At 72.1% G+C, this 19,008-nt stretch carries 17 protein-coding genes; 6 read left to right on the top strand and 11 right to left on the bottom strand.

All coding sequences use genetic code 11. From position 1 onward, the window contains the following. Window positions 1-6 precede the first annotated feature (6 nt). The 5 genes from EJK16_RS16295 to EJK16_RS16275 all read right to left on the bottom strand — a co-directional run bounded on the left by EJK16_RS16295 (window position 7) and on the right by EJK16_RS16275 (window position 5,661). Window positions 7-1,218: a cytochrome P450 gene (locus tag EJK16_RS16295; RefSeq protein ID WP_127131206.1), complete on the bottom strand. Its 1,212-nt coding sequence runs from the start codon at window positions 1,216-1,218 to the stop codon at window positions 7-9. 37 nt (window positions 1,219-1,255) lie between these two features. Next, window positions 1,256-2,101 carry an SDR family NAD(P)-dependent oxidoreductase gene (locus EJK16_RS16290; RefSeq protein ID WP_127131203.1) on the bottom strand — a complete coding sequence of 282 codons (846 nt, stop codon included), beginning with the start codon at window positions 2,099-2,101 and terminating at the stop codon, window positions 1,256-1,258. A 12-nt stretch (window positions 2,102-2,113) separates the two neighbouring features. After that, entirely contained in the window at window positions 2,114-3,316 is a 1,203-nt protein-coding gene (locus tag EJK16_RS16285; RefSeq protein ID WP_127131201.1) for an NAD(P)/FAD-dependent oxidoreductase, read from the bottom strand. Between the two features lie 132 nt (window positions 3,317-3,448). Beyond that, window positions 3,449-4,432 carry a PDR/VanB family oxidoreductase gene (locus tag EJK16_RS16280; protein ID WP_127131199.1) on the bottom strand — a complete coding sequence of 328 codons (984 nt, stop codon included), beginning with the start codon at window positions 4,430-4,432 and terminating at the stop codon, window positions 3,449-3,451. 14 nt (window positions 4,433-4,446) lie between these two features. Next, complete coding sequence (locus EJK16_RS16275; RefSeq protein WP_127131197.1) at window positions 4,447-5,661, bottom strand: cytochrome P450; 1,215 nt, start codon at window positions 5,659-5,661, stop codon at window positions 4,447-4,449. Between the two features lie 171 nt (window positions 5,662-5,832). Here EJK16_RS16275 and EJK16_RS16270 point away from each other — a divergent pair, with 171 nt between their 5' ends. Then, window positions 5,833-6,741 carry a LysR family transcriptional regulator gene (locus EJK16_RS16270; protein WP_127131195.1) on the top strand — a complete coding sequence of 303 codons (909 nt, stop codon included), beginning with the start codon at window positions 5,833-5,835 and terminating at the stop codon, window positions 6,739-6,741. Between the two features lie 63 nt (window positions 6,742-6,804). Here EJK16_RS16270 and EJK16_RS16265 read toward each other — a convergent pair whose 3' ends face one another. The 4 genes from EJK16_RS16265 to EJK16_RS16250 all read right to left on the bottom strand — a co-directional run bounded on the left by EJK16_RS16265 (window position 6,805) and on the right by EJK16_RS16250 (window position 12,074). Continuing rightward, window positions 6,805-9,057 carry a cytochrome P450 gene (locus tag EJK16_RS16265; RefSeq protein ID WP_127131193.1) on the bottom strand — a complete coding sequence of 751 codons (2,253 nt, stop codon included), beginning with the start codon at window positions 9,055-9,057 and terminating at the stop codon, window positions 6,805-6,807. Window positions 9,058-9,073: 16 nt separating this feature from the next. Then, window positions 9,074-10,252 (bottom strand): serine hydrolase, encoded by a 1,179-nt coding sequence (locus tag EJK16_RS16260; RefSeq protein ID WP_127131191.1) that lies wholly within the window; start codon window positions 10,250-10,252, stop codon window positions 9,074-9,076. 41 nt (window positions 10,253-10,293) lie between these two features. Next, window positions 10,294-11,106 (bottom strand): SDR family NAD(P)-dependent oxidoreductase, encoded by an 813-nt coding sequence (locus EJK16_RS16255; RefSeq protein ID WP_127131189.1) that lies wholly within the window; start codon window positions 11,104-11,106, stop codon window positions 10,294-10,296. A gap of 200 nt (window positions 11,107-11,306) precedes the next feature. Continuing rightward, window positions 11,307-12,074 carry an IclR family transcriptional regulator gene (locus EJK16_RS16250; RefSeq protein ID WP_127131188.1) on the bottom strand — a complete coding sequence of 256 codons (768 nt, stop codon included), beginning with the start codon at window positions 12,072-12,074 and terminating at the stop codon, window positions 11,307-11,309. Between the two features lie 104 nt (window positions 12,075-12,178). Between EJK16_RS16250 and EJK16_RS16245 the strand changes: the two genes are divergently transcribed. The 5 genes from EJK16_RS16245 to EJK16_RS16225 all read left to right on the top strand — a co-directional run bounded on the left by EJK16_RS16245 (window position 12,179) and on the right by EJK16_RS16225 (window position 17,508). Further along, window positions 12,179-13,450, top strand: coding sequence for an FAD-dependent monooxygenase (locus EJK16_RS16245; RefSeq protein ID WP_127131186.1), 1,272 nt, complete (start codon window positions 12,179-12,181; stop codon window positions 13,448-13,450). Between the two features lie 64 nt (window positions 13,451-13,514). Next, window positions 13,515-14,582, top strand: a complete 1,068-nt coding sequence (locus EJK16_RS16240; protein ID WP_370276077.1) for a cupin domain-containing protein — start codon at window positions 13,515-13,517, stop codon at window positions 14,580-14,582. Then, window positions 14,579-15,439, top strand: a complete 861-nt coding sequence (locus EJK16_RS16235; RefSeq protein ID WP_127131182.1) for a fumarylacetoacetate hydrolase family protein — start codon at window positions 14,579-14,581, stop codon at window positions 15,437-15,439. Before EJK16_RS16240 ends, EJK16_RS16235 begins: the two co-directional genes overlap by 4 nt. Then, window positions 15,436-16,212: a maleylpyruvate isomerase family mycothiol-dependent enzyme gene (locus EJK16_RS16230; RefSeq protein ID WP_127131180.1), complete on the top strand. Its 777-nt coding sequence runs from the start codon at window positions 15,436-15,438 to the stop codon at window positions 16,210-16,212. The genes EJK16_RS16235 and EJK16_RS16230 overlap by 4 nt, the downstream gene beginning before the upstream one ends. A 297-nt stretch (window positions 16,213-16,509) precedes the next feature. After that, entirely contained in the window at window positions 16,510-17,508 is a 999-nt protein-coding gene (locus EJK16_RS16225) for a zinc-dependent alcohol dehydrogenase family protein (protein ID WP_127131178.1), read from the top strand. Between the two features lie 139 nt (window positions 17,509-17,647). Here EJK16_RS16225 and EJK16_RS16220 read toward each other — a convergent pair whose 3' ends face one another. Then, on the bottom strand, window positions 17,648-18,580 hold the full coding sequence (locus EJK16_RS16220; RefSeq protein ID WP_127131176.1) for a DUF4031 domain-containing protein: 933 nt from the start codon (window positions 18,578-18,580) through the stop codon (window positions 17,648-17,650). A gap of 38 nt (window positions 18,581-18,618) precedes the next feature. After that, on the bottom strand, window positions 18,619-18,909 hold the full coding sequence (locus EJK16_RS16215; RefSeq protein ID WP_127131174.1) for a WXG100 family type VII secretion target: 291 nt from the start codon (window positions 18,907-18,909) through the stop codon (window positions 18,619-18,621). Window positions 18,910-19,008: the final 99 nt, after the last annotated feature.

Below are 19,008 nucleotides of genomic sequence, written 5' to 3'. Positions count from 1 at the left end.
GCGGCCTCAGGCCCTGGCGGCCGGCGTGAGGCGGACCGGCACGTGCTCGTGCCCGAAGGACTGGTAGTTGACCGCTCGGCGGGGCTCGCCGGCGAGCTCGATCGTCTCGATGCGCTCCACCATCGCCCGCAGGAGGGTGCGTGCCTCCAGGCGCGCGACCTGGTTGCCGGCGCACGTGTGGATGCCGAAACCGAAGGAGAGGTGCCCGCCCTTGAGGTCGCGGTCGACGTGGAACTCGTCCGGGTCGGTGTACTGGCGGGGGTCGCGGCCCGCCCCCAGCCACATCGTGAGGAGCTTCGCGCCCTCGGGCACGCGGACCCCGCCGAGCACGGTCTCCTTCTTCGCGACGCGACCGCCGTAGCGCGAGGCGGGGTAGTACCGGATCGCCTCCTCCCAGGCGTTGTCGACGAGCTCGGGTTTGGCGCGCAACTTCTGCCACTCCTCGGGGTTGTCGGCGAAGGCCCGCATCATCGAGGCGATCGACGTGGTCGTGGTGTCGAAGCCGGCGGCGAAGATGGACTTGAGGATCTGCTGGGCGGTGTGCTCGGAGATCTTGCCCTCCTCCGCCATCTGGTAGAGCTGCCAGCCGACGCCACCCTCGCTCTGGAGCTCCTTGGCGGTGTTGGTCTCCACCCACTCCTGACCCTCCGCGCCACGGGCGAGCTTCTGGGCCTGGAGGTCGCTGGGCGGGCCGAAGACGTTGAAGACGGCGTCGCCGAACTTCAGCAGGGCCTCGCGCCCGTCCTCGGGCAGGCCCAGGACGTCCGGGAAGACCTTGAGGACGTAGCGCACGGCCAGGTCGCGGAATGCCTCGATCTCGACCGGGCCGTCGGCGAGCAGCTCGTCGAGGAGCCGCTCCGCCTCGGCCTTGAAGTACTCGCTCATCTTCGCGAGGTTCTCCTCGGAGAACACCTTGAAGACGGCTGCCTTGGACGCGGTGTGCTCGGGCGGGTCCTCGAGGATGAGGGTGCGGGGCCGGAACGGGGAGGGCGCGTAGAAGGGGCGGTCCGTGGAGGAGAAGGTGCGCCAGTCGCGCAGCGCCTTCTGGATCTCGGTGAAACGCGTGATGGCGTAGTAGTCGTACTTCTTGATGTAGACGACGGGGGCGATCTCGCGGGACGCGCCGTCGAAGGTGTGCGGGTCCTGCAGCGACTCCAGGGCGAACGGGTCGTAGTCGGACTCCGGCGCCTCGATCGGTGCCTCAACTGTCTGGGTCATGGTCCTACCTCTTCCGTAGTGGTCGATCGACGAGCGGTCAGGTGCCGGGCACCCGGGCGGGCGGCGCCTCGCCCGTCTCCATCCAGTGCAGGCGCTTCCTGACGCCGGCGGTGGCCATCTCGGGGTGCGTGAGCACGAAGAACCGGTTCTCCCGGATCGCGTCGACCACGAGGTCGGCGACGTAGGACGGTTCGAGGCCCGACTCGGCGGAGGCCTGGGCGAGCCTCTCCATGACGGCGACGCGGCCCGGCTCGGTCGCCGCCGGGACGGTGCTCGGCCGGTTGCGCTCGGCGTCCGGCATCCGCGTCCTCACCGGCCCGGGCGCCAGGAGCGAGACGCCGACCGAGCTGCCGCCCGAGCGCAGCTCGATCTCGAGGGACTCCGTCATCCCGAGGACCGCGAACTTCGACGCGCAGTAGGGCGTCATGGTGGCGCTGCCGGAGTTGAAGGCCGCGACCGAGGCGGTGTTGACGATGTGGGCCTCGTCCTGCTGCTGCAGCAGCGGCAGGAAGATCCGGCAGCCGTTGAGGACGCCGAAGAAGTTGACGTCCATGACCCAGCGCCAGGCCTGCTCGGGGATCGTCAGGAAGCTGCCGCCGGTCTCGACGCCGGCGTTGTTGCAGACGATGTTGACCTTGCCGAACGCCTCGATGGTGCGGTCCGCGAGGTCCTGCAGGCTGGCGGGGTCGCTGACGTCCGTCCGCACGCCGATCACCGGCGCGCCACCAGCGCTGAGGGTGGTCAGTGCACGGTCCAGCGCGGCCTGCTCGATGTCGGCAATGACCACCTTCGCGCCCTCCGCGAGGAGGCGCTCGGCGAGGGCGTACCCGATGCCGCTGGCCCCGCCGGTGACGACGGCGACCTTGTCCGTGAAGCTCTTCATGGTCTCTCTCCTCTACCAGGCGCCGACGAGCGACCGGGTCTCCAGCGACTTGGGGAACATCAGGCGCCTGACCACGGCCTCGTGGTCCGTCTCGAGGGCGCGCAGCTCGGTCAGGTCCTGCTCCAGGCGTGCGGGGTCCGTGGAGTGGTAGACCAGGCGCTTGTTGTTGCTCGCCGCGGGGCTCGCGACCTCGACGAACACCCGGCGGCGCTCGCGGGCGTACTCGTCGAGCACGGACTCCTCGGCCTCGCCCTTGATGACGGCGGCGAGCGCCTCCTGGAGCACGTAGGTGTCGAACAGGCCGCTGGTCAGCCCGAGGCCGCCGGTCGGGTTGGTGGAGTGGGCGGCGTCGCCCGCCAGCAGGACCCGACCGTCACGGAAGCGGGTCGCGGCGCGCTGGTGCATCCGGTACGGGGAGTGGGCGTCCAGCTCGAAACCCTCCTGGTCGGGCAGGACCTCCTGGAGGAAGCGCGGCAGGCGCTCGAGGACGCCCTCCTCGGGCAGGGACGCGTCCTCGCAGTAGGTGTAGCGCCACAGCCCGGTCTCGCCGGAGTTGTCGATCTTGGAGATGATCGCGCCGAACGCGTCGTCGATCAGCATCGTGGTCTGGCTGAAGCCCTTGGCCTCGAACGGGTAGCGGACGTTCGTCGCGACGAACCGCTCCGGCCAGGTGAATCCCTCGAACTCGATGCCGAGCGCCTCCCGCACGGCGCTCCGGGCGCCGTCCGCGCCGATGAGCCAGCTGCCCCGCAGGGAGCGCGGCCCGTCGGGGGCCTGGGCGACGACGGTGACGCCGTCGCCGTCCTGCGTCAACGAGACGAGCTTGTGGTCCCAGAGCACCTCGGCGTGGGGGTACGCGGCCAGGGCCTCGAGGGCGACCTCGACGAGGACGTGCTGTCCGAGGTGCAGGTTGGTGGGGTGCCGGACGAGGCCCTCGAGGGACTGGAGACCGTAGTTGATCTCCTCGCCGGTCTTGTGGACCTTGTACGTGTAGTCCTGCTTGAGGAACCCGCGCGCCACGGCAGCGTCGTAGACGCCGAGACGCTCGAGCCCGTCGAGCACCGACCAGTGGTAGACCATGGCCCGCGGCGAGGGCACGACGCCCGGGGACCGCTCGAGCACGGTGACGGGGATGCCGGCCCGGGCCAGGCCCAGGGCGTTGAGGATGCCGACGGGGCCGGCGCCCGCGACGAGGACATGTCCATCTTTGCTCATGTGTGAAGCCCTTCTCGCCGGCAGCGTCGCCGGCAGAGGTACGTCCCCGAAGGGAGAGTGATGTCACTGTATAGATGGTCAGACTGTCTGACAATACGTTTGCGACTTTTCACTGGACTGCTGTCCAGTCTGCTACAGGTCCAGCTCCAGGACGGGGCTTTTCGCCCGCGAGACGCAGATCATCATCATCGAGTTCTCGGCCTTCTCCTCGTCGCTGAGGATGGAGTCGCGGTGGTCGATCTCCCCGCAGAGCACCTGGGTCTCGCAGGTGCCGCAGGTGCCCTCCATGCAGGAGTAGATGACCGGGACCCCGGCCTGCTCCAGGACGTCGACGATGCTCTTGTCCTCCGGCACCTCGAGCTCCATGTCGGACATCGCCAGTTTGACGGTGAAGCTGCCCCGGTCCTTCGAGAGCGCCTCGGCGTCCTTGGGGGCGAAGCGCTCCACGTGCAGCGCGTTCGCGGGCCAGGGCTCCATAGCGGCCTCGAGCGCCCGGAGGAAGCCCTCGGGCCCGCACGCGTAGACGGCCACGCCCTCGCGCGGGCCGCCCAGCAGGCTCGGCAGGTCGGCGACGCCCTGCTCGTCGTCGGGGCGGACCTCGACCCTGCCCGGATACCGCGCGGACAGCTCCTCCCAGAACGCCATGGACGAGCGCGAGCGTCCCAGGTAGGTGAGCGACCACTCGGCGCCCTCCGCCTCGGCCGCCTCGACCATGGGCATGAGCGGCGTGACGCCGACGCCGGCGGCGAGGAAGCGGTAGGCCGGGGAGGTCACCAGCTCGAAGTGGTTGTTCGGGCCGGACACCTCTACCCGGATGCCCTCCGCCAGCTCGTCGTGGACGAACTGGGAGCCGCCCCGGCCCGCGGGCTCGCGCAGGACGGCGAGGCGGTAGGACGTGCGGTCCGACGGGCTCCCGCACAGGGAGTACTGGCGGTCGAGGCCGCACGGCAGGTGGACGTCGAGGTGCGCACCGGGCAGCCAGGCCGGCAGCTCCTCGCCGTCGGGGTGGGTCAGGACCAGCTCGGCGACGCAGTCCGACGCCGCGCGCTTGGCGGCGACGGTCAGCGTCAGGACGTCGGTCTCGTGGTGCACGCGGGATGCGGTCGCGACGGTCATCGGACTCTCCTTGCCTATGAGAAGCGGACGGGGACGTTGGTCCAGCCGGTGCGCAGCGGCCGGCCGTTGGACACCGGCTCGGCGGTGAGCTCGAAGCTGCTCGTCCTCGCCAGCAGCTGGGTGAGGGTGGCGCGCAGCTCCTCACGCGCGATGGGCGAGCCCATGCACTGGTGGGGGCCGTGGCCGAAGGTCAGGTGCGGGTTGGGGGAGCGGTCCGCGACGTACTCCTCGGCCCGGTCGAACTTCTCCTCGTCCCGGTTGGCGGAGTAGACGTTGAGACCCACCTTGACGCCCTCCGGGATCTCCCGGCCGTGGGAGGAGACCTGGCGGGTAGTGTGCCGGCCCACCTGGTGGAGCGGCGGCGCGAGCCGGAGGAGCTCCTCGATCGCCGTCGGGATCAGCGCCGGGTTGTCGCGCAGCTCCCGCTGGGCCTCGGGGTGGCGGCCCAGGTGGCCCACGATGGAGCCGATCGCGGCGGTGGTGGTGTCCGCGCCGGCGGAGAAGATCTGCACGCCGAGGGCCACGAGCTCCTCCTGGGTGATCGGCCGGCCGTCAGGTTCCAGGAGGAGCGCGCCGGACATGACGTCGATCGCGGGGTCCTGCGGGTTGGCGCGCCGGTCCTCGATGAGCGCCTCGACCGTGGGGTTCCAGAGGGTCTTGTTGACCTCGCGGTGCTTGGCCAGATCGTGCCGGACGGCGTCCGCCCTGGCGAGCGAGTCCGCCATCGCCTCCCAGGCGTCGTCACCGAGCAGCATGAACTTCGCCAGCACCTGCTGCGGGACGATCCGGCCGAACTCCTCGATCATGTCGCCCCCGCCGCGTGCGACGAGCGGGTCGAGGTTGTGGGCGACGACCTCCTCAATGTCCGGCACCAGCATCGCGACCCGGTCCGCGGTGAAGTACTGGGACAGGAACTTGCGGAAGAAGGTGTGCACCGGCGGGTTGGCCTGGATAGGGATGGACTTCATGAACTCGGGGAACTCGACGAACGGCTGGCCGCTCGTGTAGGTCCGCCAGTCGCGGGAGCCCTTCTGGACGTCCTGGTACCTCATGACGCCCCAGAAGCCGTCGTAGTCGCTCGTGAACGCCACCGGCCGCTCGGCGCGCAGGCGCCGGTACTCGGCGGGGTAGTCGGTGACGGTGATCGGGTTCCAGTCGTCGGCCGGGGCGAGCTCCGGGGCCGCGGGTGGGTCGGTGGTCGCGCTGACGGTGCGGTTCTCCACGCTCACGTGGACCTCCTGTGGGTCTGGTTGTGCCCCGGGGCGACGGCGGTGTGCTGCTCCCGGGCGGTGCCTCACCTGTGCGGCACCTCACAACGAATTGCCCTCACCCTCGCACGGCAAGGGTGCGCGTGCCATAGTCGCGCGAAGATTTGGCGGTTGCTGATATACGTTTTGGGTATGGACATTCGGCAGATCCGGTACTTCAACGAGGTCGTCCGGCAGGGCTCCATCTCCCGCGCCGCGAAGACGCTGGGCATGACGCAGCCGCCGCTGAGCACCACCATCGCGAACCTCGAGAAGGAGCTCGGGGTCCGCCTCCTCGAGCGCACCGGCCGCGGCGTCCGCCCGACGCCGGCGGGGGAGCTGCTGGTCCGCCGCGGCGACGCGCTCCTGCGTGAGACCGAGACCCTGACGCGCGAGCTCCAGCGCCATGGCCAGGGCGTCAGCGGCTCGCTCACGCTCGCCGCCGTCATCCCCTTCGCCTGGGCGTACCTGCCCACGGTCCTGGCCCGCTACCACGACACGGCGCCGTACGTGGACATCAGCCTCTCCGACCCCACTCCCGACCTCGTCATCGACGGGCTCATGGCAGGCAGCATCGACGTGGCGATCATGGCCACGAGCAACCCCGAGCGGATGCGCACGATGTACCAGGGGACGTTCCGCATCGAGCGCCTGACCACCCTGCCGCTGGTGGCCGTCCTGCCGGTGTCCTTGGCCGATGCGCCCGACCCGCTCCCGCTGGCCGACCTCGTCCAGGGCAACCTGCTGCTCCCGCACACGACCCCGCGGTTCCCTGGTCTGACCGAGCTCGTCGTCGACGAGTGTCTCGCGCAGGGCATGGCGCCGCCGAGGATCCAGGGCGTGCTCAACCTGCAGACCACCCTGCCGCTCATCAGCGCGGGCATGGGGGTGTCCGTCATGCCACCGGAGATCCGGCAGCTGGCGCAGACCGCGGTGGTCACCAAGGAGATCGACCCGGTCCTGCCGCGACTGCAGGTGGAGGTGGTGTGGAACCAGGCGGCCCGGCCCAACGAGGTGGTCACCCTCTTCCTGGAGACCGTCCTGCGCCGCGCGGTGCCCTGAGTGGCCCGCGCAGTGCGTGGTGCGGCCGGGCGCGCCTGGCCGGCAGGCGCGCCCGGCCGGGTCTCAGACCTCGAGGACGAGCCGCGGGCAGCTGCCCTCGGCGCGCGAGACGCAGATCATCATCGTCTCGTTCGCCTCCTGCTCGGCCGGCGTGAGGATCGAGTCGCGGTGGTCGGCGCGGCCGGACAGGATCCGGGTCTCGCACGTGCCGCAGGTGCCCTCCTGGCACGAGGACAGGGCGGTGATCCCGCTCTCCTCCGCGACCTGGAGGATGCTCTTGCCGGCCGGGACGGTGGCCGTTATCCCCGACTCGGCGAACTCGACCTCGAAGGCGCCGTCCGGCTCGGTCAGGACGATCGTCTTGGGGGCGAAGCGCTCCGTGTGCAGGGAGCCGACCGGCCAGGCCGCCATGGCTGCCTCCAGCGCCTGCAGCAGCGGCTCCGGACCGCAGCTGTAGACGAGCGTGTCCTCGCGCGCCTCACCGAGGATGCCCGCGAGGTCCAGCAGCCCGTACTCGTCCTGCGGCTGGACCTGCACCTTGTCGCCGTACGCGGCCAGCTCGTCCAGGAACGCCATCGAGGCCCGGGTGCGGCCGCCGTAGACGAGGGTCCACTCGGCCCCCGCGGCCTCGGCCTGCTCGATCATCGGGATGATGGGCGTGATCCCGATGCCCCCGGCGACGAAGACGTAGCGGGGCGAGGCGTGGAAGGTGAAGTTGTTCCGCGGCCAGCTCACCGTGAGGCTCGACCCGGCCTGGACCGTGTCGTGGAGGTAGAGGGAGCCCCCGCGGCTGGCCGGCTCACGCAGGACGCCGAGGCGCCACCGGTCCCGCTGCCCCGGCGAGGAGCACAGCGAGTACTGGCACACGCGGCCCTCGCCGTCCGTGCCGGCGTGGACGTCGATGTGGGCGCCCGGCCGCCAGGCGGGCAGGTCGCCGCCGTCGGGGTGGCCGAGGACCAGGGAGATGACGCCGTCGGACTCCTCCCGGCGCTCGCGCACGGTCAGGCTCATCTCGCGGATCGCGTGCTTTAGCTGCCGCTCGATGTCGGCCACGTCCCAGACCACCGGCAGGTTGCGCCGCACCGGCAGCAGGGCCATGCGCACGAACTCGAGGGGGATCTCGGCCTCGGGGCGCAGCGAGGGCAGCCGCTCGAACAGGACCTTCAGGCCCGTGGCGCCCTGGACGCGGGCGAGCGACTGTCCCAGGCAGGTGTGCCGGCCCTGGGTGAAGGTGAGGTGGTCCTCGGCGTCGGGCCGGTGGATGTCGAAGTCGAACGGCCGCGGGGTGCGGGTGGGGTCGGTGTTGGCGCTGGCCAGCGCGAGCCACACCATGTCCCCCTTCCGGATCTGCGCGCCGCCGAGCTCGATGTCCACCTGCGCCTGGCGGGAGGCGAAGGTCGAGGAGGGACGACGGCGGACCGTCTCCTCGAAGACCCGCGGCCACAGCTCCGGGTCGGCGATGGCCTCCTCGAGCGCCTCGGGGGTGCCGGCGAGGAAGAGGACGGCGTTGGCCACGGCCTGGGTGGTGGAGTCGACACCCGCCGCGGCGAACTCCGCCAGGTGCAGGGCGATCTGTGCCGCGCTCAGCGTGGGCGTGCCGTCCTTCTCGCGCACGGTCGCCATGTCGGAGATGAGGTCCGTGCCGGGGTTCTCCCGGCGCTGCTCCACAAGCCCACGGAGGTAGAGGTTGGCCTCGCAGAACCGCGCCCACACCTCGGACCGGCGCGGCTCGGGCAGCGGCTCCTGCGCGCTGGCCAGCACCGCGAAGAGGTCGTCACGCAGCTGGCGCATCATCGCGTCGTCCTCGTACCCGAGGCCCATGTGCGCCATGATCGTCTGCGTCGTGAGCTCGAGCCCGTAGTCGGTGACCAGGTTCATCGAGCCGCGGGCCTCGAGCTTGTCGATGATCCGGTGCGCGCGGGCCTCGATCTCCGGCTGGAGCGCCTCCATGCGGGCCTTGGTGAAGCCGCGCTGGGCCACGTAGCGGTGCGTGGTGTGGCTGGGCGGGTCGGAGCCGACGAGCATCTGGGAGATGAGGTCGGGCGGGATGACGTCCCGGAACTGCTCGGGCACGTCGATCAGGCCGCTGTTGGCGCCGGAGGTGAACTTCTGCCAGTCGCCGAGGACGGTCTCGACGTCCTCGCGGCCGGTGACGATCCAGGCGTTCAGATAGGGGTAGAAGAAGACGGGGTGCTCGTCGCGCACGGCGGCGAAGTGCCTGGCCGGGTCGGTGTAGTAGTCGTCGCCCATCGCGTCGAAGCCGGGCGCGACGGGGGCGCGGCGGGCAGGTGCCTGGGGCGGGGCCTCGGTGGTCATCGTTGACTCCTGGGGGTCAGAGGGCGGCCGCGACGGCCATGGTGGAGATCTTCTGGAAGCGGGCGACGTTCTCGCTCTCCTCCATGACGCCGGCGGAGAGGAAGACGAGCGTCATGTCCCGGTCCGGGTCGACCCAGAACAGGGAGGAGCCGGCGCCGTAGTTGCCGTGCGTGCGCGGGGACGTGAACGGCCCGAAGAAGTTGGGGGCGGTCCCGGTCCCGCTGAGGGAGAAGCCGAGGCCGAAGTTGCCGGCCGGGATCTCCCAGCCGCGCGCCCGGGCCATGTCGGCGTACAGGTCGTTGGGCATGTCCCCGGTCTGCAGGGTGGTCGCCTGCTCGAGGATCGCGCGGGGGATGAGCTGCTCGCCGTCGTGCTGGCCCTTGCGCCGGATCATCTCCGCGAACGTGAAGACGTCCTCGGCCGTGCTCACGGAGCCCACCCACGGCATCTCGGCGTCCTCCGTGATGTAGGTGTTGAGGCACTCGATGTCCTCGGGGGAGAGGAACCCGCCCTCGGGGAGATAGACCTTGAGCGGGACGGCCTTCTCCTCCCACGCCCTCGGCAGGCCGAAGGCGGTGCGGGTCATGCCGAGCGGCGCGAAGACCAGGTCCCGGGCCAGGGCGCCGAAGGACTCGGCGCCGTAGGCGCGGCGGACCATCTCGCCCATGAGGGCGTGGTTGATCGACGGCGCGTAGTTGAGGTTCGACCCCGGCTCGAAGAGCACGTCCACGCGGCTGAGCGCCTCGATGACGTCGGCCAGGCTGCCGAATCGGTCCGGGCCGAGGCCGGGGTTGGGCGTGGGCGGCATGCCGGAGCGGTGGGTGAGGAGGTGCGCGAGGTTGATCTTGTCCTTGCGCAGCATGTGGAACGGGTCCGTGCCGAGGAACTCGGGGACGAGGTCGACCACGCGCGTGGACAGGGCGAGCTTGCCCTCCCCCAGGGCGCGGTAGGCCATGGCGTTGGTGAAGGCCTTGGTCAGCGACAGCACCCGGAAGACGTTGTCGGGCTCCAGCGGGCGGGCGGTGGCGCGCTCGGCGTAGCCGAGCGTCTCGTGCATGGCGACCTCGCCGTGGCGGGCGAGGATGATGGTGACGCCGTCGTAGGTGCCGAGCTCGATGTCGCGCTCGATCTCGTTCTTGAGGCGTGCCAGGGCCCGTCGGTCCAGGCCGGCGGTCAGGGTGGTCGTTGCGGTCATGGTGGTTCTCCTGCTCTGCTGCTTCTCGGCTACGGGTGCTGCTACTGCATGACCAGTCCGCCGGAGGGCGAGAAGGTCTGCCCGGTGTAGTAGCTGCCCTGCTCGCCGGCGAGGAACAGCACCGTCTCGGCGACCTCGGCCGGCGTGGCGGTGCGCTTGATGGGCTGCATGCCCACGAGGAAGTCGATGAACTCCTCGTCGCTCTGCCGGAACAGCGGGGTGTCGACGGCGCCGGGCGCGAGGGCGTTGACGGAGATGTTGAACGGCGCCAGCTCGACGGCGCTCTCCCGCGTGAGCCCGAGGACCCCGGCCTTGGAGGCGGGGTAGTACGCCGGCATGGCCACGCCCATGAGGGCGGCGGCGGATGAGAAGTTGATGATGGCGCCCCGGCCGGTCTTCTTCATCAGCGGCGCGGCGGAGCGGGTGGTGTAGAAGGGGCCGTAGAGGTTGATCTTGAGCACCCGGTCGAAGTCCTCGTCGGTGATGTCCTCGAGGAACTCGGGCCTGTGCGCGCGACCCTCCTTCATCGCCGTGAAGCCGGCGTAGTTCTGGGCGTTGAGCGCGTCCAGGGCGGCCTTGTTCGGGGCGTTGACGCCGGCGGCGTTGACGAGGACGTCGAGGCGACCCCGCTCCTCGTCGACGCGCGCGAAGGCGGCGCGGACGGCCTGGCCGTCGGCGATGTCCAGCGGGACCGGCCGGGCGCCGGGCAGCGCGGCGAACTCCTTGGCGAGGTTGTCGGCCGAGATGTCGGCGCCGTAGACGGTGGCGCCCTCGCGGGCGAACGCCTGCGCCGTGGCGAGGCCCATGCCGGAGGCGGCTCCGGTGACGAACGCGACCTTGTCCTGAAACTTCATGTGAGGCTCCTCCTCGAGCGAGGTGCCGGGGGTCGTTGTGACCCGCGACACGTGGGGAGCAGCCTCGCATATCACTAGACAGGTGTCTAGTGAGTGCCGCGGGTCGATGTCCAGGGACCTTCGGCCCACGCTTGGCCGGCTCCTGGCTTCGCGCCGGGGCCGGGGCTGCGCGGGGGCCGGCCCGCGGCCGGTGGCCTCCGTCAGGCGGAGACCGTCGTCCCCACGGCGCGCCGGGCGTCGCGGCAGGTCCGCAGCAGCTGCTCGGCGAGCGCCGCGGCGTCGACGGTGGCGAAGCGGGCGGTGGGCAGGGCGATCGTCAGCGCGGCGTGCTCGTCCCCGACCTGGCCGATCGAGGCGCCGATGGCCGTCACCCCGGCCTCGCTCTCGTCGTGGTTGAGGCCGAGCTGTCGGCTGCGGACCACACCCAGCTCGCGGTGGAGCCCCGCGAGGTCGTGGATCTGCTCGCCGGGCCACGGAGTCAGCCCGTCGGCGTGCAGGGCGTCGACCTCGGCGTCGTCGAGGTCGGCCAGCATGGCCTTGCCCCCGGAGGTGCAGTAGGCGGGCATGCGTGCGCCGGTGCGCAGCCCCACCCGCAGGGGCTGGGTGCCCTCGATGCCGTCGGCGAAGCGGACCTCGGCCCCGGTGCGCACCATGAGGTGCACGGTCTCGCCCACGCGGTCGAAGAGCTGCTCGAGGTACGGCCGCAGCCGCTCGGTGAGCGGGGGCAGGCCGGCGGCCATGCCCGGGCCGAGGAACGCCGGGCCCGCGTGGTAGAGCCGCTTCGCCCCCTGGACGGCGAACTCGCGGTGGCACAGGGTGGTCAGCAGCCGGTGGGCCGTGGACGGTGCGACCCCCAGCTCGCGGCCCGCCTCCGTGACGCTGAGGACCCCGCGCTCGCCGAGGAGCGTGAGGAGGACGAGGGCGCGGTCGACCGCCTCGATGCGATACGGGTCACTTTTCTGGAGCACAGAATCAACCTAGCGCAGTGTTGCGCAGAGCGGAAGAGAGGGACTAACGTCCTTGCCATGAGTGACAGCGGTCACTGTGACCGCGCTTCGAGGAGGAGGCATACATGTCCGCAGACCAGGTGATCATGGCCGGTGGTGGGATCGGCGGACTCGGTGCCGCCCTGATGCTGGCCCGCAAGGGCGTGAAGGTCCGGGTGCTCGAGCGCGCCCCCGAGTTCGGTGAGGTCGGCGCCGGCCTGCAGCTCGCCCCGAACATCACCCGCATGCTCGACGAGGTCGGCGTGCTGGAGAAGATCCTCCCCATGTCGGTGCAGCCGCGCCGGCTGGTGTTCATGAACGCCCAGACCGGCGAGATGCTCACGACCCTCGACCTCGAGGACGCGAAGAAGCGCTACGGCGCGCCGTACATCGTGCTGCACCGCAGCGACCTCCTGAGCGCCCTCCTCGAGGCCGCGCAGGCGGAGGAGAACATCACCCTGCACACCGGACACCAGGTCACCGGCGTCGAGGACCAGGCCGGCTCCGTCGTCGTGCACTGTGCGAACGGCGCCGAGTTCACCGGCCAGGTGCTCATGGGCGCGGACGGCCTGCACTCGGTCGTGCGCAAGGAGATCGTCCAGGACGAGCCCATCTGCTCCGGCTACGTGGCCTACCGCGGCGCCGTGCCGATCGAGGACGTCGACCGCCGCGCGTCCATGGACGACGTCGTGGTCTGGATGGGCCCGGGCATGCACCTGGTCCAGTACCCCGTGCGCGCGGGCAAGCTCTACAACCAGGTGGCGGTCTTCCGCAGCCAGGAGTACATCGACGGCAAGGAGGACTGGGGCACGCCCGAGGAGCTCGACCGGACCTACTCCGGGATGTGCGACGCGGTTCGCGCCGCGATCCCGTCCCTTCAGCGCAACAACCGCTGGCCGATGTACGACCGCGAGCCGGTGCAGACCTGGACCAAGGGCCGCGTCTCGCTCCTGGGCGACGCCGCCCACGCGATGCTGCAGTACCTGGCGCAGGGTGCGGGCCAGTCCCTCCTCGACGGCGCCGCGCTCGCCGAGACGCTGTCGGTCCTCGGCGACGGCGAGTGGACCGCCGAGGCCGTGGGCGCCGCGCTGTCGGGCTACGAGGACCAGCGCGTGGCCCACGCGGGCGCGGTGCAGTCAACCGCCCGCGTCTGGGGCGACATCTGGCACGTGGACAGCCACGTGCCGATGATCCTGCGCGACGAGGTCTTCCGCAGCCGCGACGTCTACGACTACAAGTTCGTGGACTGGCTGTACGGTCCCGTCCAGGACGCCGGCACGACGTCCGCGGCGCCCGAGGCGGCCGCGACCCCCTCGGCCGCACCGGCCGGGCAGCCCCGCACCCCCGCCCACGCCTGAGACAGGGAGATCGACGATGACCACCACGGATCAGCCGATCGAGCACGGCTCGGTCGCCAACGCCATGACGCAGGGCGACAGCCCCGAGCTGCAGCAGCTCTACAAGGACTTCGACGCCAACCACATGCTCCCGCTGTGGACGCAGCTGGACGACCTCATGCCCATGCAGCCGGCGCCCAAGGCGGTGCCGCACGTGTGGAAGTGGTCGACGCTGTACCCGCTGGCGCAGCGCTCCGGCGACCTCGTGCCCGTCGGGCGCGGCGGCGAGCGGCGCGCGATCGGCCTGGCCAACCCGGGTCTGGGCGGCCGGCCCTACATCAGCCCGACGCTGTGGGCCGCCATCCAGTACCTCGGCCCGAAGGAGACCGCCCCGGAGCACCGCCACTCCCAGAACGCGTTCCGCTTCGTCGTCGAGGGCGAGGGCGTCTGGACGGTCGTCAACGGCGACCCGGTGCGCATGTCCCGCGGCGACTTCCTGCTCACCCCGGGCTGGAACTTCCACGGCCACCACAACGAGACCGACCAGCCGATGGCGTGGATCGACGGCCTCGACATCCCGTTCTCGCAGCAGAACGACGTCGGCTTCTTCGAGTTCGGCGCCGAGCGGGTCACCGACTACGCGACCCCGAACTTCTCGCGCGGCGAGCGGCTGTGGTGCCACCCGGGCCTGCGCCCGCTGTCCGGGCTGCAGAACACCGTGTCGTCCCCGATCGGGGCGTACCGGTGGGAGTACACCGACGCGGCGCTGACCGAGCAGCTGCTGCTCGAGGACGAGGGCCAGCCGGCCACCGTCGAGCAGGGCCACGCCGCCGTCCGCTACACCAACCCCACCACCGGCGGGGACGTCATGCCCACGATCCGGGCCGAGTTCCACCGCCTGCGGGCGGGCACCGCGACGCCCGCCCGGCGCGAGGTCGGCTCGTCCGTGTTCCAGGTCTTCGAGGGCCACGGCTCCGTGGTGCTCGACGGCGTGGAGACCAAGCTCGACAAGGGCGACCTGTTCGTGGTGCCCTCGTGGGTGCCCTGGTCGCTGCAGGCCGAGGACCAGTTCGACCTGTTCCGCTTTTCCGACGCCCCGATCATGGAGCGTCTGCACTTTGACCGTGTTCACGTTGACGGAGGAAACCGATGAAGCTTGCCACCCTGCGCCTGTCCGACGGCCGCACAGTCGCCGCCCGGGTCGAGGGCGACTCCGCCGTCGAGCTCGGCTTCGCCGATGTCGGCGAGCTGCTGCGCGCCGGCGGGCTCGAGGCCGCAGCGTCCGCCACCGGCGAGACCCACGACCTGGCGACGGCGGATCTCGCGCCCGTGGTGCCGGCGCCCGGCAAGATCGTCTGCGTCGGCCTGAACTACCGCAACCACATCCTCGAGATGGGCCGCGAGCTGCCGGAGTACCCGACCCTGTTCGCGAAGTACCCCGAGGCGCTCATCGGCCCGCGCGACGACATCCAGCTGCCGCCGGAGTCGGACAAGGTCGACTGGGAGGGTGAGCTCGCCATCGTCATCGGCAAGACCGTGCGCCGCGCGAGCGCCGACGAGGCCGAGGCCGCGATCGCCGGGTTCGCCGTGCTCAACGACGTGACCATGCGGGACTACCAGTACCGCACCACGCAGTGGTTCCAGGGCAAGACGTGGGAGAACACCACGCCCTTCGGCCCCGTCCTCGTCACGCCGGAGGAGATCCCGGCCGGCGCGACGATGACGACGAGCCTGGACGGCGAGGAGCTCCAGCGCACCCCGATCGACGACCTCGTCTTCGGCACCGCCGCCCTGGTGGAGTACATCTCGACGATCTTCACCCTCAACCCCGGCGACGTGATCGCCACCGGCACCCCCGGCGGGGTGGGCCACGCCCGCAAGCCCGCCCGCTACCTGACGCCGGGACAGACCCTCACGACAACGATCGACGGCATCGGCGAGCTCGTCAACGTCGCCGTGTCGGAGAAGGTCGACGAGCCGGCGCGCGTCAGCGAGGCGGCGACGGCGTGAGCGTCACCTCGGAGGAGGCCGCCCGGGCCGCCCTGCGGGAGCGGCAGGGGGCCGGGGCGCGGTACGACTCGCCGAACGCCCCGGCCCGCGAGCTCGCGTGGGCGCGGCGCGGGACGGCGTACTTCGCCCGCAAGCTCAACGAGCTCGACGACGCCGCGCTCTACGAGCCGAGCCTGCTGCCGGGATGGACCAGGGCGCACCTGGTCGCGCACGTCGGGTACAACGCCCGGGCGCTCACGCGCCTGATCGAGTGGGCGCGCACCGGCGTCGAGACCCCGATGTACGCCTCGACCGCGCAGCGCGACGCCGAGATCGCCAACGGCGCCACGCTGCCCGCGCGGGCGCTGCGGAACCTGTTCGCCCACGCCGAGGTGCACCTGAACGTCGAGTGGCGCGACCTGACGGACGCGGGCTGGGACGCCCAGGTGCGCACCGCGCAGGGCCGGCTCGTGCCCGCCCGCGAGACGGCCTGGATGCGCACCCGCGAGGTGTGGGTCCACGCCGTCGACCTCGGCAACGGCGGCAGCTTCGCCGACTTCCCGCCGGACCTGCAGGACGAGCTGATCGAGGACGTGCTGCGCGCGTGGGCCCGCCGGGAGGAGAAGGTCGACCTCACGGTGGCCCCGGCGGGGCGCGAGCCGATCGTCGTCGGCGCGGGAGGCCCCACGGTCTCCGGCACGACGGCGGACCTCGCGGCCTGGCTCACCGGCCGGGGCGGGCGGGGGCTGACCAGCTCGACGGGCGAGGTGCCCGAGATCCCGCGCTGGTTCTGACCTGCCCCGACATACGTGCGGACACCCCCAGTAGTGGCTGACAGGTCAAGTACTCGCAGTCGGGGGAGTGCGCGTCCGCGCGTCGGGTAGCCGGCGGCACCGGCGCGCCGGCGACAGGCCGGACGTTCTCGCACATCGCGAGAGGGTCCGGCCGTCGCTGTATTGCGGCGACCCGTCCGTTTGCGCGGCCGGGTGCCGGCGCGCACCGTGGCGGAGGCGCCCCGAGCGTCGGGCGGAGGCGCCCCGAACGCCCCGAACGCCCGGCGAGGCGCCCCGAGCGCCGTCGAGGAGGACGCGATGCACGGCTGGGTGGTCACCGATCCCGGGCCCGTCGCCACGCACCCGCTGGTCTGGACCGCGCTCGCGGAACCGGAGCCGGGCCCGCGGGAGGTCCGCGTCGCCGTCGAGGCCTGCGGCGTGTGCCGCACGGACCTCCACCTCGCGGAGGGGGACCTCGCCCCGCGCCGCCCCCGCACCGTGCCCGGCCACGAGGTCGTGGGCCGGGTGACCGCGCTCGGCCCCGGCTGCCGGCGGCTCTCGGCCGGCGACCGGGTGGGCGTGGCCTGGCTGCGCGGCACCTGCGGTGCGTGCCGCTGGTGCCGTGGCGGCCGGGAGAACCTGTGCCCCGACGCCCGGTTCACCGGCTGGGACGCCGACGGCGGGTTCGCGTCGGCGACCCTGGTGGACGAGCGGTTCGCGTACCGGCTGCCCGGGACTCTCCCGGCCGCGAGCGCGGCGCCGCTGCTGTGCTCCGGCATCGTCGGCTACCGCGCGCTCAAGCGAGCGACCCTGCCGCCGGGCGGGCGGCTCGGGGTGTACGGGTTCGGGGCGTCGGCGCACCTGGTCGCGCAGGTCGCCGTCCGGCAGGGGGCCGTGGTGCACGTGATGACCAGGTCGTCGCGTGCGCAGGACCTGGCGCTCGCGCTGGGGGCCGCCTCCGCGCAGGGCGCGGCCGACCCGCCGCCGGAGCCGCTGGACGCGGCCATCCTGTTCGCGCCGGTCGGGACGCTGGTGCCGCCGGCGCTGCGCGCGCTGGACCGCGGCGGGGTGCTGGTCATCGCGGGCATCCACCTCAGCGACGTCCCGCCGCTGGTCTACGAGCGTGAGCTCTTCTACGAGAAGGAGGTCCGCAGCGTCACCGCCAACACGCGCGTCGACGGCGAGGAGTTGCTGCGCCTGGCAGCGACGCTGGACCTGGCACCGACCACCCTCGTCCGCCCGCTGGCCGCGGCGAACGTCACGCTGCGGGACCTGGCGGCGGACCGCTACGAGGGCGCCGCCGTCCTCGTGCCGTGAGCGTGGCGTTGCGGACCGCGCCACCCGGCGGCGCGGCCGACGCCGTTACCCGGTGGGGCGGCCGACGCCGGCACCCGGCGGGGCGGGCATCGTCACCCGGCGGCGCGGCCGGCGCCGGCACCCGGCGGGGCGGGCATCGTCACCCGGCGGCGCGGCCGGCGCCGCCCAGCGCGGCGAGCTCGGCGGCGACGTTCTCCCTGGCCCGGGACTCCCAGCGCTCGCGGCCGGCGGCCGTGGCGTACAGCGGCACGTGCCCGAGCAGCGCGCGCAGCACCGCGGCCCGGCCGCGGCGGAAGTCGTCGTCCGCGACATGGGCGTACTCCTGGCGGACGGCCGCGGCGTACGCGGCGTACCTGGGGGGAGGGGCCCCGAGGACGCCGAGATCGGCGTCGCACAGCGCCGCCCCGGCACGGTCCGCCGATGCCGGGGCGTGCGTGGCGGTCAGCAGCACCAGTCGTGACACCTCGGCCACCTCGGGCCTCGGCAGTCCAGCATCCGCGAGCGCCCTGCCGGCCAGGGCGGCCGAGCGTTCCTCGTCCGTGCCCGGCACGCCGTCGTAGACGGAGTCGTGGAACCAGGCCGCGAGCACGACGGCGCGACGCACCTCCTCACCGTCCTCGGCCAGCATGTCGAGGTTCCAGAGCACGTCCGCGAGATGCGCGACGTCGTGGTACCGGCGGTGTGGCTCCTCCCAGCGTGCGAGCAGCTCCTCACCGAGCGCGCGCCACGCGCCGGGCGGGGCGCCGTCGTGCTCGATCTCGTCCCACCGGCGGACCAGGTTGGCGCGCCGGCGGCGCGTCTGCTCGGCGGGCCGGTCGGCGCCCCGCACGCGCAGGCCCGACGCGCGGAGGCGCACCAGCAGCTCGCGGCCGTCCACCGCGAAAGCTCCCGAGGCCACCAGCTCGGGGATCCGCTCCGCCGGGACGTCGTAGTGGTCGAGGTCGAAGGCACGCAACGGCACGCCGTTGGCCCGTGCGAACGCATGCAGCTCGTCGAGCGAGGTGTCCGAGACGAGGTGCGCCCAGACGGTGCCGTGCGCAGGCCACCGGGGCGGGTCGACGAGGATGGCCACGCCGCGATCGTACGTTCCCCGGGTTCGGCACGGCCCGGTCAGCGTGCGAACAGCCCCTGGGCGTTCGTCTCGGCGTCGGCGTAGGTGCGCGAAGCCGTGTCGAGCGCCAGCGTGATCTGCTCGAGCGTCGCCTCGACCTGCGCCTGGGTGCTGCGCCACTGGTCCGCGCAGGTGGAGAACGCCGCTGACGCCGATCCGGTCCAGCTGCCCTGCAGCTGCACGAGGTGATTCATCATCGCCGTGACCTCGGCGCGGATGGTGCTCGTGGTCATACGGGTTTGCGCGGCGGCGTGCGCCACCTCCGCGCTGTCGACCTGGAACCTGGCCATGGCTTCCTCCCTCGTGCCGCGCCACGGCGGCGCGGTCAGGGGCGACGTTAGAGAACCACGTCACCGGCCGGCGCGGGCGGCGTCCCCGCTGTGGGCGAT

This window comes from Georgenia sp. SYP-B2076, assembly GCF_003991205.1.
In the GTDB taxonomy this organism is placed as follows: domain Bacteria; phylum Actinomycetota; class Actinomycetes; order Actinomycetales; family Actinomycetaceae; genus Georgenia.
Note: the sequence above shows the minus strand (reverse complement) of the source record. Positions and strands in the feature narration are given on the sequence as shown.

Coding starts and splice junctions, on each gene's coding strand:
- EJK16_RS16295 (WP_127131206.1), bottom strand. CDS start 1,218: ATGACCCAGACAGTTGAGGCACCGATCGAGGCGCCGGAGTCCGACTAC.
- EJK16_RS16290 (WP_127131203.1), bottom strand. CDS start 2,101: ATGAAGAGCTTCACGGACAAGGTCGCCGTCGTCACCGGCGGGGCCAGC.
- EJK16_RS16285 (WP_127131201.1), bottom strand. CDS start 3,316: ATGAGCAAAGATGGACATGTCCTCGTCGCGGGCGCCGGCCCCGTCGGC.
- EJK16_RS16280 (WP_127131199.1), bottom strand. CDS start 4,432: ATGACCGTCGCGACCGCATCCCGCGTGCACCACGAGACCGACGTCCTG.
- EJK16_RS16270 (WP_127131195.1), top strand. CDS start 5,833: ATGGACATTCGGCAGATCCGGTACTTCAACGAGGTCGTCCGGCAGGGC.
- EJK16_RS16265 (WP_127131193.1), bottom strand. CDS start 9,057: ATGACCACCGAGGCCCCGCCCCAGGCACCTGCCCGCCGCGCCCCCGTC.
- EJK16_RS16260 (WP_127131191.1), bottom strand. CDS start 10,252: ATGACCGCAACGACCACCCTGACCGCCGGCCTGGACCGACGGGCCCTG.
- EJK16_RS16255 (WP_127131189.1), bottom strand. CDS start 11,106: ATGAAGTTTCAGGACAAGGTCGCGTTCGTCACCGGAGCCGCCTCCGGC.
- EJK16_RS16245 (WP_127131186.1), top strand. CDS start 12,179: ATGTCCGCAGACCAGGTGATCATGGCCGGTGGTGGGATCGGCGGACTC.
- EJK16_RS16240 (WP_370276077.1), top strand. CDS start 13,515: ATGACGCAGGGCGACAGCCCCGAGCTGCAGCAGCTCTACAAGGACTTC.
- EJK16_RS16235 (WP_127131182.1), top strand. CDS start 14,579: ATGAAGCTTGCCACCCTGCGCCTGTCCGACGGCCGCACAGTCGCCGCC.
- EJK16_RS16225 (WP_127131178.1), top strand. CDS start 16,510: ATGCACGGCTGGGTGGTCACCGATCCCGGGCCCGTCGCCACGCACCCG.
- EJK16_RS16215 (WP_127131174.1), bottom strand. CDS start 18,909: ATGGCCAGGTTCCAGGTCGACAGCGCGGAGGTGGCGCACGCCGCCGCG.